The sequence below is a fragment of the Alkalicoccobacillus plakortidis genome, assembly GCF_023703085.1.
Classification (GTDB): Bacteria; Bacillota; Bacilli; order Bacillales; family Bacillaceae_D; genus Alkalicoccobacillus; species Alkalicoccobacillus plakortidis.
This window is the reverse complement of sequence record NZ_JAMQJY010000001.1, coordinates 189,810-205,396: the sequence shown is the minus strand read 5'-3', so window position 1 is coordinate 205,396 and position 15,587 is coordinate 189,810. Positions and strand designations below refer to the sequence as shown.

Sequence of the window (15,587 nt, the reverse complement as noted above, 5' to 3'; positions counted from 1 at the left end):
TATGTGTATGACGATTGAATTTGATGTCCTAACAGCACTCGCAATTATTTTATTTATCGTTAATCTTCTTTTAGCGATCGTATTAATTTTTATTGAACGAAAAGACGCTACATCAACGTGGGCTTGGTTGTTAGTCTTGTACTTTGTTCCTTTTTTTGGTTTTATTATTTATCTACTTATCGGGCAAACATTAACAAGAAGAAAAATGTTTGAATGGGAAGGTATTCAGAAAATAGGGATTGAAAGTTTAATTGAAGAACAAAAAGAACAAATTATTGACCCTGACTTCACGTTTAATGAGCCAATGGTTGATGAAAGTCGCGATCTTATTTATATGATGCTTATTAATAATGATGCGGTATTAACTAAGGAAAACAAGATTGATCTTTATACAGACGGAAAAGAAAAATTTGATCAGCTACTTAAAGATATTAAACAAGCCAAAACATTCATTCATATGCAATACTATATTTTTCGTAACGATGGAATTGGTAAAGAGATTATTCAAGCTTTAACAGAGAAAGCTCGTCAAGGTGTTAAGGTCCGCTTTCTCTATGATGATTTAGGTTCACGACAGCTAAAGCACAAACACCTCGCTGAGCTTGAAAAAGCCGGAGGAGAGATTGGGGTCTTTTTCCCTTCCAAGCTCTCTCCTATTAATCTAAGGCTTAATTATCGGAATCACCGAAAGCTCACTAATATCGATGGTTATTTAGGATATGTCGGAGGATTTAATGTTGGAGATGAGTATCTTGGAAAAAGCAAAAAATTTGGCTACTGGCGAGATACACATTTACGAATAATTGGCCCTGCCGTCCACTCCATTCAAACACGATTTATCTTGGATTGGAATCAAGCAGCCAAAAAATATCATATTTCGTACGAAGATCGATACTTTCCTTCAATTGAAGCTCAGGGTTCAAGTGCAATTCAGATTGTGTCAAGTGGGCCTGATTCTGAATGGGAACAAATTAAAAGTGGTTATCTGAAGATGATTATGATGGCTCAAGATTCGATCTATATTCAAACACCTTATTTTATTCCCGATCAAACACTTCTTGACGCTTTAAAAGTAGCATGTTTGAGTGGCATTAATGTTCAAATTATCATTCCAAATAAACCAGACCACATGTTTGTTTATTGGGCCACCACCTCTCATGTTGGCGAGCTATTAAAAGTAGGTGCTAAGGTTTATACGTATGAAAATGGATTTATTCATGCCAAAACGTTAATTGTTGACCGGAAGATTAGCTCTGTTGGAACAGCTAATATTGATATGCGTAGCTTTAAGCTTAATTTTGAGGTGAATGCCTTTATTTACGAAGAAGAAACAGCTGAGAAGCTCCTCGCAAAATTTGACGAAGATCTAATGCTCTCAAAACTGTTCACTTGGGAAGACTACGAGAAACGTTCTAAAACGATGCGTTTTAAAGAATCCATATCAAGATTGCTATCTCCTATTTTGTAAGTATGGCGAGCCGTGTTAGAAATGTTTAAGAATCATCAAAACCGAGCGATTATGATGTTAAACTCACATCATAATCGCTCGGTTTATTTGTTCATCTAAAAGAAAGTGTATGGTTGCCTACCGCTGTGGATATGCACTCCGCTTGTTTAGGCTAATTTGTAACAGGATTCATTTACTTACGAATTAGCAAGTATATTAAATAGTATTCGTTCAATTCATTATACATGTTTCAAACTTTAGTAGCTTGCTCATGCAGGCCAATTGGCAACATTATTGTCTTTGAGATAGGTTGTTTTCTATGTTGATTCATTCGCACACTTGTAAATCGTTCCTTGACCAAAAAACCCTAACTAAATTTAAGTAAGCAAGTAAAAAATTATGACGCTATCTCATAGCGGACGGGATGGGGCCGACTCCGAGGGGAAGTACGGGCAAACTTGAAATACACTGGTGTAGCCAGTTTAGTTCAAGGTCCGCCCCCGGAAAGCGTGCCCCATCCCGGGAGCGGGTGTATTGCTCGAAAAAAACTGTACTGTTAATAATAGTTATATGGGTTTGTTTATTTAGATAATTTGGTCATTTATCAAAATCACTTCGAATACGTCATAACAAAATGCAGGACAGCTTCTTCATTAGTGTTATTCACATAAGCATGTTCAACATCTGCTTCAAACTTCACTGCGTCATAGGTGGCTAGTTGAGTGGATTGACCTTCAATTAAAACAGTCACATCACCTTTCATGACCGTTACATATTCAACTACTCCTGTTTGGTGTTCACCTGGTGAATATGTACTATTTGGTTTTAAAAAGGCACGGTGAACCTCAACCGGTCCATAGACTCGATCATCAAACATTGGTTCAAGCAAACACACTTCTCCTGGACTATACACTCGGCTCCCAGTATGACTGCGAGAGACAACAATCTCTTCTGCTTCTTGTAGTAAAGACGAAATCGGGATTCGCAGTGCATTAGCGATTTTCCAAATGACTGCTAAGGAAGGATTCGCTTCCCCTCGCTCGATATTTCCAAGTGTTAATGTACTGACAGAAGATTGATCAGCAAGCTCCTGCAAACTCAGATGCTTTTCCGTTCTAACCTTTCGTAACATCGCTCCAATTTGATTGGCTAATTGTTTTTCGTCTCGATGAGTGGTCAATGTTTTAAAAACACTCCTTCCGATCATATTTATATGTTATATTATACACAACATATATTATAATATATAAAAAGGGGGTTACTATGAGAGAATTAGTGATTGGTATCATTGCTTCCGCATTTTTTGCTGTTACGTTTGTTTTAAATCGTTCAATGGATCTTGAAGGTGGCAGTTGGATGTGGTCATCCTCTTTACGTTTTTTCTCCATGCTACCTTTTTTGCTTTTGCTTGTCCTTATCCGTCGCAATCTTCACACATTAATTATTGAGATGCGTAAAAATCCAGGGCAATGGTTATTATGGAGTTTTGTTGGCTTTGTCTTATTTTACGCACCTATTACATTTGCTGCTTCGTATGGACCGGGCTTGGCTACTTGCAGGAACCTGGCAGCTAACCATTATTTGCGGTGCACTACTTGCCCCATTTTTTATGGTCAAACAAGGAAATTCCATGAAACGATCCATTATCCCACTGTCAACATTATCTGTTTCACTATTGATCTTAGTTGGTGTCATTCTTATACAGCTGCCTAATGCCAAAACCCTTTCAACTACTGAAATTATACTTGGAATTGGACCAGTTGTCATTGCTGCTTTTGCCTTTCCTCTTGGAAACAGAAAGATGATGGAGCTTTGTGGAGGTCGGATTGAAACGCTTCAACGAGTTCTTGGAATGACACTCGCCAGTATTCCATTTTGGCTTATCATTGCATTGGTTGCGTTTTTTAAAACGGGTCTTCCGAGTGCCTCACAGGTTACTCAATCCAGCATTGTTGGCTTAAGCTCCGGTGTGATTGCAACTAGTCTTTTATTTTACGCGACAAATCGTGTTCGCCACCATCAAGGTCAACTCGCATCTGTAGAGGCAACACAATCTATGCAAGTGATCTTTGTCATTATTGGAGAGATGCTTTTATTATCTGTTTCTCCGCCAAAAGGAATTGCGCTAGCTGGCATCGTCATCATCATTGTAGGTTTGCTTCTACATAGCTTTCTTACGTATAAACAAACCAAGAAAAATGTATTAAAACAAAGAAAAACTGGCTAAAAATCAAACAATCTTGGTTTTTAGCCAGTTCTATTTCGTAGCCCATTTAATAAGGTTGCCAGCGTAGTTTTTTTGCTAAAGCAAATCGTTTTGATACCTCAGGCCAGTTCACCACATTCCACCATTGATCGATATAGTCTTTTCGGACATTTTTGTATTTTAGATAATACGCATGCTCCCATACATCTAGTGCAAGCAACGGCACTTGGTCCTGTTGCGAAAGATTTTGATGCTTCTCTGCTTGAAGAATTTCTAAATGGTGTGCTCGAGGGGACCAAACTAAAAGAGCCCAACCTGCTCCTTCAACCTTTTCAGCTGCGGCTGAGAATTGTGCTTTAAACTGTTCAAAGCTGCCAAAATCTTGTTGAATCTGAGTAGACAGTTCTCCCATTGGAAACCCGCCCCCGTCTGGACTCATAACGGTCCAGAATAAGGTATGCAAATAGTGTCCAGCACCGTTAAAAGCTAACTCTCTCTCCCAATGCTTCACCAAATCATAATTACCCGTCTTCCTTGCCTGTTGCAGCTCTAGTTCAGCCTTATTGAGATCATCAACGTATTTTTTATGCAGTATATCATGATGAATACGCATCGTTTCCGCATCAATATAAGGTTCCAAGGCATTTGTTGCGTAAGGTAGCGGCGGCAGAGTATGACCTCCAATAGGTACTGGCGCTAAATCAGCGACACCGTTTTGGGTACTAAATGATTGTAGAAGCTGCCATTGTCGATAGGCTTCATCAGCCGCAGCCATAATTAAAGCTTCATCATGCGCGTGATGAACGAGCCCTTCATGTAAGCGAAATAACGCCTGCTCAAATGAATCGGTAGCGACCTGATTTCTTTTTAACTCCACTCTTTTTTCGAGCCACATGCTTTCTAAATGCTGTCCCCAGCTCATGATAGATTGAATGTAATCACTCAAAGCTATGCCCTCCCCAATTGTTCGAATGCACTATTCTATGTATAGATGACTAGTTTGTGCTTTTATTCAGCAAACCAAAAAGAGAACCAGCACCAGGCCGACTCTCTTTACTTATTCCTATTTATTCATTTTGGAACTCGGTTTCACTCATCTTCTTAAAAAAGAGATCCGCTTCGTCTTCCATTAAATCATCTTCTTCATTTTCTGGTAGAGGTGGCAGCTCATCGATACTGCTTAAGCCAAAGTGATCCAAAAAGTACGATGTGGTCCCGTATAAAATGGCTCGTCCTGTACCAGAAACCCTACCAACATCCGTTACCAGCAGTTTTGATACAAGTGACTGTAGTGACTTCTCAGATTTTACACCTCGTACCTCATCAATGTCTAAACGAGTAATAGGTTGCTTATATGCAACGATAGCTAACGTCTCTAAGGCTGCTCTTGATAAGCCAGAGTGGACAGGTGATGATGCCAGTTTTTTAAAATAAGCTGTATGCTCTGATAATGTTGCAAGCTTTAAGATTCCAGCTGTTTCTATAATTTGTATTCCACGATTTGATTCGGCAAATAGCTGCTTTAAAGAACTAACCGCTTCATTAATTTGGCTTTCTTCTAATTCAAGAACCTCTGAAAGCTGTTTATAGGTTAACCCCTCATCTCCTGTAACAAAAAGCAGCCCTTCTATGGCTGCATGTAAATCTTCCTTCTTCATGCACTAACCCCTCCGCCAGCCTGGTAAATCATAATATCTGAAAAATGTCCATGTTGCTCACAGCGAATCACGTTGGTTTTCATGAGCTCAAGAACAGCTAAAAATGTTACAACAAGCTGACCTTTTTCACCGGATTCAAAGAATTCTTCAAATCTCTGAGGTCCGGTTGATGACAAAATACGAGTCATCACTTCATCCATTTTTTCTTCAATTGAATATTCCTGACTTTTAATTGTTCTAGTATGTGGTGTGGTAAATGTTTTACGTTTCATTAGTTTTTGATAAGCTGAGAGCATATCAAACAGTGAAACTCCTTGGATAGCAAGGTCTCTACGTTCTTCTTCTGTGATGTACGGATCAAGATCCTCTGGTGCCTTTGTATGTATTAAACTACGCTCCTGCTCTTTTTCTTGAAGAACAGACGCTGCTTCCTTATATTTTCTGTATTCAATCAGTTGATACATCAGCTCTTCACGCGGATCGTCTTCTTCTTCCATTGACCACTCTTCATCAAAGAGCTCCGTTGACTCTTTAGGCAATAGCATTTTACTTTTAATCGCTAAAAGTGTCGCAGCCATCACCAAATACTCACTCGCAATATCTAATTCAAGGATTTTCATCGTATGAATATATTGTAGATATTGGTCCGTTATGCGAGCAACGGGAATATCATATATATCTAACTCTTCTTGATTAATCAGGTGCAAAAGAAGATCTAGTGGTCCTTCAAATGCATCGACTTTTACACTATAGGAATTCATTCTTATCACGGCCTTTGTTTACGTTCAATTGGAGTATACCATACTTGTGATTCAGGTGGAACGCTTGCTATTTATGAGGTTTAGTTGATATATTTTAGTAACACAAATCATTTGATGAGGTCTACGTGCCGGCAAGGGGGTTTTTCATGAAGTATGCATCAGCTTATCTTGAGTACTTGATATACTTTCATGCCGAAAGAGATTATTTTGAATGTCATGAAGTACTAGAGGAACATTGGAAAACGACAGCTCAAACAGAAGAAGATGCCTATTGGGTTGCACTAATTCAAATTGCTGTTGGTCTCTATCATCAAAGGCGTGGTAACCTAAATGGTGCCAAAAAAATGCTTTCAAATGCCTTGAGATTAATTAAGCGAGACACAACGTCCATTCAAGATTTAGGAATAGAACCACAATTTCTCATGCAAACATTAAATGACCGATTAAATCAGTTAGAAACCGCTACTGATTTTGAAGATATCAATCTACCTATACACGATTCGCAATTACTCACTCTTTGTCAAAACAAATGCAAAGAGCTTAAGCTAACCTGGTGTAAGCCGAGTGTACTTTCCAATAAACAGCTTATCCATAAGCATACGTTACGAGATCGGAAAGAGGTTATTAATGAGCGTGCTTATCAACTAGAAAAACGCAGACAGAACACACAAAACCCGCATTGCTAATCGTTGCAATGCGGGTTAGACTTTTTACTTATGCATCTATTGAGCGGCTTAAATTCGCCATTTCGATCGCAGCGATTGCGGTCTCTGCCCCTTTGTTACCAGCTTTTGTTCCGGCTCGTTCAATGGCTTGCTCAATCGTATTGGTTGTTAGAACACCAAAGATAACCGGGATCCCTGATGAGAGGGCAAGAGAACCTACACCTTTTGCTGCTTCATTACACACATAATCAAAGTGAGGAGTTGAACCTCTAATTACCGTACCAAGTGTTAAAATCGCATCATATTTACCTGTATCGGCTAGTTTTTTTGCAGCAAACGGAATTTCAAATGCTCCCGGTACCCACGCAATATCTACATCTGCCTCTGCCACGCCATGTCTTCTAAATACGTCTTCAGCACCACTTAACAGTTTACTTGTTATAAATTCATTAAAGCGCGCAACCACGATTCCTACTTTTAAGTTTTCACCATTCATTTTACCTTCAAATACTGTTCCCATACGTATCTCTCCTCCTGCATTCTTTATTTAGAATTTTAAAATATGTCCTAGCTTATCTGACTTTGTTTTTAGATAACGTTCACTTTCTTTATGGTGGGGAAGCTGAATCGGAACACGTTCCACCACTTCAAGGTCGTATCCAGACAACCCGGTAATTTTGCGCGGATTGTTAGTTAGTAGCCTCATTTGTCTGATCCCCAAATCACGTAAAATTTGAGCACCAATTCCGTATTCTCTTAAATCAGCTGGAAACCCAAGTTTTTCATTTGCTTCAACTGTGTCATAACCCTCATCTTGAAGTTTGTAGGCACGTAATTTATTTATCAAACCAATGCCACGCCCTTCTTGCCTTAGATAAAGTAACACACCGCGACCTTCTGTTTCAATTTGTTTAAGTGCTGCATGTAGCTGTGGCCCACAATCACATCTGTGAGATCCAAACACATCACCTGTCAGACATTCTGAATGAACACGTACTAGGACTGGTTCATCAGTCGTAATGTCGCCTTTAACCATCGCAACACTTTCTTTGCCTTCTAGAATATCTGAAAATCCAACAATATTAAATTCGCCAAAATCAGTTGGCAAAACCGATTCAATTTCTCGCTTAATTAAGGTGTCTTTACGATGACGATAACGAACTAAGTCCTTAATCGTAATCATTTTTAAGTTATGTTCATCGGCTAGCTTGCGAAGCTGAGGCACTCGTGCCATTGTTCCATCTTCATTCATAATCTCACAAATAACACCCGCAGGCGCAGAACCTGATAATATGGCTAGATCAATTGCCGCTTCCGTATGTCCAATTCTACGTAGTACCCCACCATCTTTCGCAATTAACGGAAAGATGTGACCTGGACGCTTAAAGTCCGTTGCTCGTGTGTTCGGATCAACTAACGCCTTTACCGTATCTGAACGCTCATGTGCGGAAATACCTGTCGTACTTGTCATGTGATCGATTGAAACAGTAAAAGCTGTCTCGTGAGGATCTGTACTATGTTGAACCATCGGATTAAGCTCAAGACGTTTTGCTAACTCTTCACTAATAGGTGCACAAATTAATCCACGTCCATGAACCGCCATAAAATTAATCACTTCAGGTGTGGCTTTTTCTGCTAATGCAACAAAGTCCCCCTCGTTCTCACGGTCTTCATCATCACAAACGATAACAGCTTTCCCTTGCTTTAAATCAGCAATCGCTTCTTCAATTAAATCAAATGGCGTATCGTCCATATCTCTCATTTCCTCTCTAGGCGTTATGTCGTAAAACCATGCTCTGCTAAAAATCCTGATGTCACGCCTTCTTTTCGCGGATTCTGAATAAATTGTTCAATATATTTTCCAACAAGGTCACATTCTATATTAACGATATCTCCAACCTGTTTATCGCCAATAATGGTCTGATCGACTGTATGTGGAATAATAGAAATCGTAAAGGAAGAATCATCTACACCAAAAATAGTCAGGCTTGTTCCATCAACAGTCACAGAACCTTTGTTGATCATGTAGCGTCGTAATTCCTTTGATACTTGGATCGTATAATAAATTGCATTTTGTTCCGGGGTTTTGCGAACGATGGTCCCTAGTCCGTCAACGTGACCAGAAACAAAATGGCCTCCAAATCGACCCTGGGCATGCATCGCTCTCTCTAAATTAACTTTTGAGTTGGTATTCAGTGACTGAAGGCTCGACGCTCTTACTGTTTCTGGCATTAGGTCAACCACAAATTCAATGTCTGTAAAAGACGTAACGGTAAGACAAACGCCATTAACCGCAATACTGTCACCCTCATGAACATCGGTCAAAACCGTTGACGCAGCAATGGTCATCTCAACTGCTTCACCAGACTCTTTAATTTGTTTTATCGTACCAACTTCTTCAATAATTCCAGTAAACATCTTAATCTCTCCTTACTTTAGAAATAATACGAACGTCTTCTCCTAGCTGAGTGACCGACTTAATTGAAAGCTGTAAAACTTCATTTATTTGCGCAATACCTTCTCCACCTACTACAGGTGAGGCGGATCTACCACCTATTAGTTTAGGGGCTATATATTGCACCACTTCATTCACACTTTTCTCTTTGACAAAACTACCATGAACTTCGGCACCACCCTCAACAAGTAGGGTTTGAATTTCACGTGAACCAAGTTCATTTAGCACACTTTGAATATCTATTCTATCCAGTCTGATAATGGTTACGCCTGATTTTTTCAAGTGGTTTTCATGTTCAACAGAAGCCGATTTCAAGGTGAAGATTAGTGTATCAGCCATCTGATCTGTCACAATTTGTGCATCTGTTGGAGTGCGTAATTGTGAATCCAGGATCACTCGCAATGGATGACGACCTGCACCATTTGGTAATCGAGTCGTTAAGGAGGGATTATCAGCCAATACTGTTCCAACACCAACTAAAATAGCGTCATTTACGTGGCGCAGCAGATGCCCATCAGCTCTCGCCGCATCGCCGGTAATCCACTTACTCTGCCCTGCAACCGTAGCTGTTTTCCCATCCAATGATGATGCCGCTTTAAGTGTCACATAAGGTTGACGCTTATTTATATAATGAAAAAAAGCACAATTTAATTCTTTCGCTTGCTCTTCACAAATACCAACCTCTACTTCGATTCCAAGCTTCCTGAAGCATCTTTACTCCCTTGCCACCAACCTCAGGATTACTGTCTACAACGGCAACTACAACTCGCTTAATTCCAGATGCTATAATCCGTTCCGCACAAGGTGGAGTCCTCCCATAGTGGCTACATGGCTCAAGCGTGACATAAATCGTTGCATGACGCGCTGCATCACCTGCCATGTTAAGTGCATGAACTTCTGCATGTGCCTCACCAGCCTTAAGATGAGCACCAATTCCAATAATTCTGCCATGCTTAACCACCACAGCACCAACCATTGGATTAGGTGACGTTTGACCCTTCGCCGATTCAGCTAACGTTAAAGCAAGTCCCATAAAATCCTGATCCACCAATACATACACCGCCATTTCCAATAAAAAAACCTTGAAGCAAGTGCTCCAAGGTTTGGGTTTATAAGCATACAATCGTACAGCAAATAAACATTTTTAACTGTTAATATTAAAAATGTGCTGCTCGAATAGACAGTGCTCTATCACAAATTGCGATAGTATACTGCCTGTAGCTTTTTTCCTTCTCCCATCCAGACTTTAACTGTCGGCTCTGGAATTACACCAGATCCACCGTTATACATGTAAAATGAATAACGGGTCACGGACTAAGAGACACAAAGTCTCATCACCGCCGGTCGGGATTTTCACCCGGCCCCGAAGCAAAAAAAGTATAAAGTTGTCATCACTTATATAAGTGAAGTTGTGAGAATAATATCACTGGCTTTTAAAAATTGCAAGTAAAGCACTTTCGTATCGAATCAAATAATGATGGCTTATTCTTTTTCATTGTCTTACTCACTGAAGAGCGCTAGAAGTATATTTACGCCAAATTTAAAAGCCAAAATTCTGGTTCGTTTAATGAGAAAGATTACCAGACCCTAGAAGAGAATGTATTCACTAAACTACGAAAAGAAAATCAGGCACTGTTATACGAACAACGCGCACCATATCAGTTTAGACCAACTAATCCTTAAACTAGACGATTACATAAACTGGTATAATATGATCAGAAGCCACGGCACGCTCGGTTACAAAGCTTCTCTGGATTAAAGATTGCAGATCTTATCTTTTCTGACTAATTTAATGTCGATCATTCATAAAAATTAAAGTGAAGTCGATCATTTTAAAATTTATTTTAAATTATGAAAGCCAAATGGCTTATTGTTACGTCTAATTTATAGATAATGCGGGGGGTGTATAGATTTTGGAATTGAAACTAATCAAAAAAGCTCAAAGAGGTAATTCAAAAGCTTTTTTGGAATTATTTCAAGCACATGAGGTAGATATATATAAAATGGCCTTTATATATATGAAAAATGAAGATGATGCCCTTGAAGTCGTTCAAGAGACGGCATGCCGTTCATTTAAAAAAGTTTCAAGCTTAAAAGAGCCTAGATATTTCAAAACTTGGCTACTTAGAATAGCAATAAACTCTTCTATAGACTTACTTAGAAAGAAAAACATGGAGGTACAATTCGAAGATAATATTAAAGATTACATACCTATCGATGTTAACGAAGATATAGACTTAGAAATTACAGTGAAGGATTTAATAGATCATCTGAATGAGTCTGAGAAAAGTGTTGTTATCTTAAGATTTTATGAAGACTTAACTCTAAAAGAAATTTCACATGTACTTGATTTATCTTTAGGGACTGTAAAAACGATCCTCTATCGTGCTTTAGAAAAACTTAGAAAGAACATAGAAAGAGGTGGTTTTAATGAGCAATAATATAAAAGATGAAATAAATAAAATTAAAGTCCCCAAAGAATTAAGTGAAAGAAGTGGAATTGGAATTAACCAAGCTAAAGGAAAGTTTCTATTTTACACTTTTTTAGTGATTTTCTTAGTTATTAATACTTATCTATATGGAGCTATCTATTATTATTATATCCCTTGGAAAACTGGACTCCTAAGCACGTTGACTACTATTTCCATTTATCTTTTAGGAATTATCCCATTAGCAGCATTCCTATCTGAAAAGCTTTCAAGTTATCTATTATTTAAGGTACTTCGGGATCAAAAGAGCTTTATCATTTTCAGTACGTTATTAATCCTAATTCCTATTGTTCTTTTTTCAGTAAAAATGATAAATGAGAATAAAGAGAAATCATTAGACAGTTTGTTCAATTACAATTCAACGAATTTTGAATCGATGATAATTGATATAACATCTGAAGAAGCATATGAATTAAATGATGTTACTGATGCAAATGAATTAATTGATTTTTTAAGTCAGTACACGATTAAAAAAATGCATGATTCTGAATGGGATGATGATGTATCGAACGAAAATGGAGTTCTGATTACATTTTATAAGAGCAATAGAAACACACCGATTATGCTCAATTTGTACGAAAACCGCATACTACAATGGAATGGAAACTATTATGATGTAACGAGTACCCCCATTGACATTAATCATCTTAAAGAGATGATAGAATTTAGTGGGAATTATCATAAAATAGATAATACCCCAATCGACATTGATGATATTCAAGATGAGTAGGGCTTAGCCCTTATCCTTTAATTCTCGGTCTAAGTTTTACGGACGAAATGCACCAGTAGTTCGGGGTTTTGAACCACGATTTGCAGACGATCAATTCAGTAAGCGCGGAGTCGAGAGCCACTGGTGGTAAAGAACAAACAGCTATTAGATTAATATTCTCTGACTTCGGGCATCTTTTGGTGACAATTCACAAAATATGCCTTTCAAAGACCAACTTCTTGCCAATCCTTCATTTCAAACCCGCTTCTATGATTAGAGATTGAAATGTCTCTGATCTGTGCGACTTTGCATTGTTCATCTTGCTTCGTGACCAACATTACAGGTCGAGTTTCCCCAGATTCCACAAGAAGCTCATTATAATACTCGATTCAAAACCGCCTATAACTTATCCTTCATACCAACGACGATCAGAAGGGTCATTTAGATCCAACACAAGGTTTCCACGTTTGTTAGCCACGAGTGTCTTTGGGTTTGGATTAACCTCTTTAAATAGTTTATTGTATTCTTTTAGTTTTTTTACCAAGTGTTCTTCTCGCTGCTTTTCATTCATCTAATCACGCCCCTATTTTATAGATTGAAATTAGAATTCTCTCACCATCCTGTACCTGCATTGTATCAAAACGAGCACCTGTTTGTTCTGCACGGTTTAACGCATATTCGTTCTTATTTCCATATGTATCGCCTCGTGTTCTAGATTGCTTGATTCGACTAGCTCCTCAATGCCTTCGTATTATAAAAAATTTCTCACACAAATAAGGAACCACTATGTGTGATTCCTTACATTTCATTTATTGATCCTTTGATAAAACCGTTCTCGCTACGTTTTTGTCTAGTTCTTCAAATTGTTCATATGAAATGGTTTGATAGAGTTCACTCCGCTTTTGCATGTGATCCAAGCTATGTTTTTGCGTTCCAGTATCTCGAATCTGAGCAAACACTTCCTCATACGCTTTAGCTGCAACTCGCATTGAGGTTACAGGATATATCACCATTTGAAAACCCATTTCACTGAACTCGGTTGCGCTGTAGTAAGGGGTTTTACCGAATTCCGTCATGTTGGCAAGTAGCGGTACATGAATCTGCTCTGCCATCCATTGAAACTCATCGACACCTTCTAAGGCTTCTGGGAATATTGCATCTGCTCCTGCTTCTACATACGCTTTCGCACGAATGATCGTAGCTTCTATTCCTTCAACAGCTCTGGCATCCGTTCTGGCGACTACATATAGTGAAGGAGAGACCTGTTTAATTGCCTGTATTTTTTGAGCCATTTCCTCCGTAGAAACGAGTCGTTTGCCATTAAGATGTCCGCATTTTTTAGGTAATTGCTGATCCTCTATTTGCACAGCAGCAACGTTCGCTTCAACCATTTCCACTGCCGTTCTCGCAACATTTAAGACGCCACCAAAACCTGTATCAATATCTACTAATAACGGTAAATTTGTTGCTCGAATAATGTCACGAGCTCGCTCTGCTACTTCAGTTGATGTAATCATACCCAAGTCCGGTAGTCCTCGACTAGCTGTATAGGCCGCACCTGATAAATACAATGAGGAAAACCCTGCTTCCTTGGCCATTAATCCTGCCATTGGGTCATGGGATCCCGGAATTTGCAATATCGTTGGATCAGTTACTAACTTGCTAAACTCGTCTGCTAGCTCTTTTTGACTTCTTGTTTGGTTCACAATCCACGCCATCTCTCGCACTCCCTTTCTCTTTTTTACGATGGAACAAATAATTGAACAAGCGTTGGCACACTTAATCTTTCTAAATCAGATTGAGTGGAAAAAGCCTTAAGGATGCGCTCACTTTGTTTACTAGTGTAGTGCACTCGCAAATTATGTTCAAATTTACGTTCGATATGAGGAATCGCTTCTTCCCGTCTAAAGCGGTGTCCAAGCGGGTATTCTCGTTCGACCCAGGATGTTTTACTGCCATCCTCAAAAAATACTTGGACAGCATTCGCGATGGACCGTTTCTTTGGATCTAGATAATCGGATGTATAGTCTTTATTTTCAATCACATGCATGTGATCACGAAGCCTATCAACACGTGGATCGTCCGCCTGCTTTTGCTCATAATCATCCGCAGTAATGGACCCTTTTAACAGACCAATCGCTGTAATATATTGCAAGCAATGATCTCGATCTGCAGGATTATGAAGCGGTCCTTTTTTATCAATGATTCTGATTGCCGATTCATGCGTTTGTATCTCGATCCGATCAATCTCATTGATTCTGTCTACCACATCATCGTGCAATTCAATTGCACATTCCGCCGCAGTTTGTGCATGAAATTCAGCTTGGAAAGATACTTTAAACAGCACATTATTCATCACATAATCATCTAACTCACGTGATAATACAAGCTCTGCCCCTTTAAACAAGACATCCTGAAAACCCCATCCTGGTGCACTTAGTGCTGTTTGGTAACCCATTTCACCTTTTAAGGCAGTCATCGCTAAAAAGACTCCACGACTCGTTGCATCTCCTGCTGCCCAAGATTTACGCGATCCGGTGTTTGGAGTATGACGATAGGTTCTAAGACTAGAATTATCTATCCAAGCATGTGAGACAGCGTTCATAACCTCATCTTTTGTTCCACCAAGCATTGCACACGTGACCGCAGTGGTCGCCACTTTTACGAATAAAACATGATCGAGTCCAACTCTGTTTAGGCTATTTTCAAGTGCAAGTACACCTTGAATTTCATGTGCTTTAATGATGTAATCAAGCAACTCTTTGAGCTGCATTGGTTTTTTGCCTTCTGATACAAGCACCTGGCTAAGATAATCACTTACTGCCAATATGCCCCCAAGATTATCAGATGGATGCCCCCATTCAGCTGCAAGCCACGTGTCATTATAATCCAACCAAGCGGATCATTGTCCCAATGTTAAAAGCAGCTCGAATTGGATCTAATACATGAGCTGTACCTGGAACACGTGACCCATTTGGAACAACCGTACCTGTAACAACCGGACCAAGTAGTTTTGTACATTCAGGATATTTTAATGCTAATATTCCGCAGCCAAGTGTATCTGCAAGCACGTACCTAGCTGTTGCATACGCTTCCTGACTAAATGTTCGCTTAGACAGTGCATAGTCAGCAATTTGCTCTAAAAGTAAATCAGATGTGCTTGTTTGGTTTACCATTGTCATAAAAATCCTCCTTCT

General features: G+C 39.1%; 14 protein-coding genes, 3 pseudogenes and 1 riboswitch. Of the genes and pseudogenes, 6 read left to right on the top strand and 11 right to left on the bottom strand.

The window, feature by feature from the left end; all coding sequences use genetic code 11:
- The first annotated feature begins 1 nt into the window (after position 1).
- A complete protein-coding gene (gene cls, locus NDM98_RS01220) occupies positions 2-1,468 on the top strand; it encodes a cardiolipin synthase (RefSeq protein WP_373370344.1) in 1,467 nt (488 codons plus the stop codon).
- Positions 1,469-2,057: 589 nt separating this feature from the next.
- Here cls and NDM98_RS01215 read toward each other — a convergent pair.
- Positions 2,058-2,627, bottom strand: coding sequence for a helix-turn-helix domain-containing protein (locus NDM98_RS01215; protein ID WP_251603601.1), 570 nt, complete (start codon positions 2,625-2,627; stop codon positions 2,058-2,060).
- An 83-nt stretch (positions 2,628-2,710) separates the two neighbouring features.
- Between NDM98_RS01215 and NDM98_RS01210 the strand changes: the two are divergent.
- Positions 2,711-3,674 (top strand): annotated as a pseudogene (locus NDM98_RS01210) (DMT family transporter).
- Between the two features lie 46 nt (positions 3,675-3,720).
- Here NDM98_RS01210 and NDM98_RS01205 read toward each other — a convergent pair.
- The 3 genes from NDM98_RS01205 to NDM98_RS01195 form a co-directional block, all read right to left on the bottom strand.
- A complete protein-coding gene (locus NDM98_RS01205; RefSeq protein ID WP_307728585.1) occupies positions 3,721-4,599 on the bottom strand; it encodes a superoxide dismutase in 879 nt (292 codons plus the stop codon).
- Between the two features lie 121 nt (positions 4,600-4,720).
- Positions 4,721-5,311 carry an SMC-Scp complex subunit ScpB gene (gene scpB / locus NDM98_RS01200; protein WP_251603599.1) on the bottom strand — a complete coding sequence of 197 codons (591 nt, stop codon included), beginning with the start codon at positions 5,309-5,311 and terminating at the stop codon, positions 4,721-4,723.
- On the bottom strand, positions 5,308-6,072 hold the full coding sequence (locus tag NDM98_RS01195) for a segregation/condensation protein A (protein WP_251603596.1): 765 nt from the start codon (positions 6,070-6,072) through the stop codon (positions 5,308-5,310). The genes scpB and NDM98_RS01195 overlap by 4 nt, the downstream gene beginning before the upstream one ends.
- A gap of 146 nt (positions 6,073-6,218) precedes the next feature.
- Between NDM98_RS01195 and NDM98_RS01190 the strand changes: the two genes are divergently transcribed.
- Positions 6,219-6,758, top strand: a complete 540-nt coding sequence (locus tag NDM98_RS01190; RefSeq protein ID WP_251603593.1) for a DUF309 domain-containing protein — start codon at positions 6,219-6,221, stop codon at positions 6,756-6,758.
- A 28-nt stretch (positions 6,759-6,786) separates the two neighbouring features.
- Here the strand turns inward: NDM98_RS01190 and ribH are convergent, their stop codons facing one another.
- From ribH to ribD, 4 genes and pseudogenes are all read right to left on the bottom strand, one after another.
- The gene (gene ribH / locus NDM98_RS01185; protein ID WP_251603590.1) at positions 6,787-7,257 is read right to left on the bottom strand and encodes a 6,7-dimethyl-8-ribityllumazine synthase; all 471 of its coding nucleotides are present in this window, start codon (positions 7,255-7,257) and stop codon (positions 6,787-6,789) included.
- A 27-nt stretch (positions 7,258-7,284) separates the two neighbouring features.
- Positions 7,285-8,490 carry a bifunctional 3,4-dihydroxy-2-butanone-4-phosphate synthase/GTP cyclohydrolase II gene (locus NDM98_RS01180; protein ID WP_251603587.1) on the bottom strand — a complete coding sequence of 402 codons (1,206 nt, stop codon included), beginning with the start codon at positions 8,488-8,490 and terminating at the stop codon, positions 7,285-7,287.
- A gap of 23 nt (positions 8,491-8,513) precedes the next feature.
- Complete coding sequence (gene ribE, locus NDM98_RS01175; RefSeq protein ID WP_251603584.1) at positions 8,514-9,155, bottom strand: riboflavin synthase; 642 nt, start codon at positions 9,153-9,155, stop codon at positions 8,514-8,516.
- Position 9,156: 1 nt separating this feature from the next.
- Positions 9,157-10,243, bottom strand: a pseudogene (gene ribD / locus NDM98_RS01170) (bifunctional diaminohydroxyphosphoribosylaminopyrimidine deaminase/5-amino-6-(5-phosphoribosylamino)uracil reductase RibD).
- Positions 10,244-10,415: 172 nt separating this feature from the next.
- A riboswitch (FMN riboswitch) is annotated at positions 10,416-10,567 on the bottom strand.
- 222 nt (positions 10,568-10,789) lie between these two features.
- Between ribD and NDM98_RS24500 the strand changes: the two are divergent.
- The 3 genes from NDM98_RS24500 to NDM98_RS01160 all read left to right on the top strand — a co-directional run bounded on the left by NDM98_RS24500 (position 10,790) and on the right by NDM98_RS01160 (position 12,411).
- Entirely contained in the window at positions 10,790-10,951 is a 162-nt protein-coding gene (locus NDM98_RS24500; RefSeq protein WP_373370343.1) for an IS3 family transposase, read from the top strand.
- A gap of 154 nt (positions 10,952-11,105) precedes the next feature.
- Complete coding sequence (locus tag NDM98_RS01165; protein WP_251603581.1) at positions 11,106-11,633, top strand: sigma-70 family RNA polymerase sigma factor; 528 nt, start codon at positions 11,106-11,108, stop codon at positions 11,631-11,633.
- A complete protein-coding gene (locus NDM98_RS01160; protein ID WP_251603578.1) occupies positions 11,623-12,411 on the top strand; it encodes a hypothetical protein in 789 nt (262 codons plus the stop codon). The genes NDM98_RS01165 and NDM98_RS01160 overlap by 11 nt, the downstream gene beginning before the upstream one ends.
- Positions 12,412-12,796: 385 nt before the next feature.
- Here NDM98_RS01160 and NDM98_RS01155 read toward each other — a convergent pair whose 3' ends face one another.
- From NDM98_RS01155 to NDM98_RS01145, 3 genes and pseudogenes are all read right to left on the bottom strand, one after another.
- A complete protein-coding gene (locus NDM98_RS01155; protein WP_251603575.1) occupies positions 12,797-12,961 on the bottom strand; it encodes a hypothetical protein in 165 nt (54 codons plus the stop codon).
- Between the two features lie 238 nt (positions 12,962-13,199).
- Positions 13,200-14,108: a methylisocitrate lyase gene (prpB, locus tag NDM98_RS01150; RefSeq protein ID WP_251603572.1), complete on the bottom strand. Its 909-nt coding sequence runs from the start codon at positions 14,106-14,108 to the stop codon at positions 13,200-13,202.
- A gap of 23 nt (positions 14,109-14,131) precedes the next feature.
- Positions 14,132-15,572: pseudogene (locus NDM98_RS01145) on the bottom strand (bifunctional 2-methylcitrate dehydratase/aconitate hydratase).
- Between the last annotated feature and the right edge of the window lie 15 nt (positions 15,573-15,587).

What these genes read in the sequence shown, in the direction of transcription:
- NDM98_RS01160 (WP_251603578.1), top strand. Translation starts at nt 11,623, where the DNA reads ATGAGCAATAATATAAAAGATGAAATAAATAAAATTAAAGTCCCCAAA.
- NDM98_RS24500 (WP_373370343.1), top strand. Translation starts at nt 10,790, where the DNA reads ATGTATTCACTAAACTACGAAAAGAAAATCAGGCACTGTTATACGAAC.
- NDM98_RS01180 (WP_251603587.1), bottom strand. Translation starts at nt 8,490, where the DNA reads ATGGACGATACGCCATTTGATTTAATTGAAGAAGCGATTGCTGATTTA.
- cls (WP_373370344.1), top strand. Translation starts at nt 2, where the DNA reads ATGTGTATGACGATTGAATTTGATGTCCTAACAGCACTCGCAATTATT.
- ribH (WP_251603590.1), bottom strand. Translation starts at nt 7,257, where the DNA reads ATGGGAACAGTATTTGAAGGTAAAATGAATGGTGAAAACTTAAAAGTA.
- NDM98_RS01195 (WP_251603596.1), bottom strand. Translation starts at nt 6,072, where the DNA reads ATGAATTCCTATAGTGTAAAAGTCGATGCATTTGAAGGACCACTAGAT.
- scpB (WP_251603599.1), bottom strand. Translation starts at nt 5,311, where the DNA reads ATGAAGAAGGAAGATTTACATGCAGCCATAGAAGGGCTGCTTTTTGTT.
- NDM98_RS01155 (WP_251603575.1), bottom strand. Translation starts at nt 12,961, where the DNA reads ATGAATGAAAAGCAGCGAGAAGAACACTTGGTAAAAAAACTAAAAGAA.
- NDM98_RS01190 (WP_251603593.1), top strand. Translation starts at nt 6,219, where the DNA reads ATGAAGTATGCATCAGCTTATCTTGAGTACTTGATATACTTTCATGCC.
- prpB (WP_251603572.1), bottom strand. Translation starts at nt 14,108, where the DNA reads ATGGCGTGGATTGTGAACCAAACAAGAAGTCAAAAAGAGCTAGCAGAC.
- ribE (WP_251603584.1), bottom strand. Translation starts at nt 9,155, where the DNA reads ATGTTTACTGGAATTATTGAAGAAGTTGGTACGATAAAACAAATTAAA.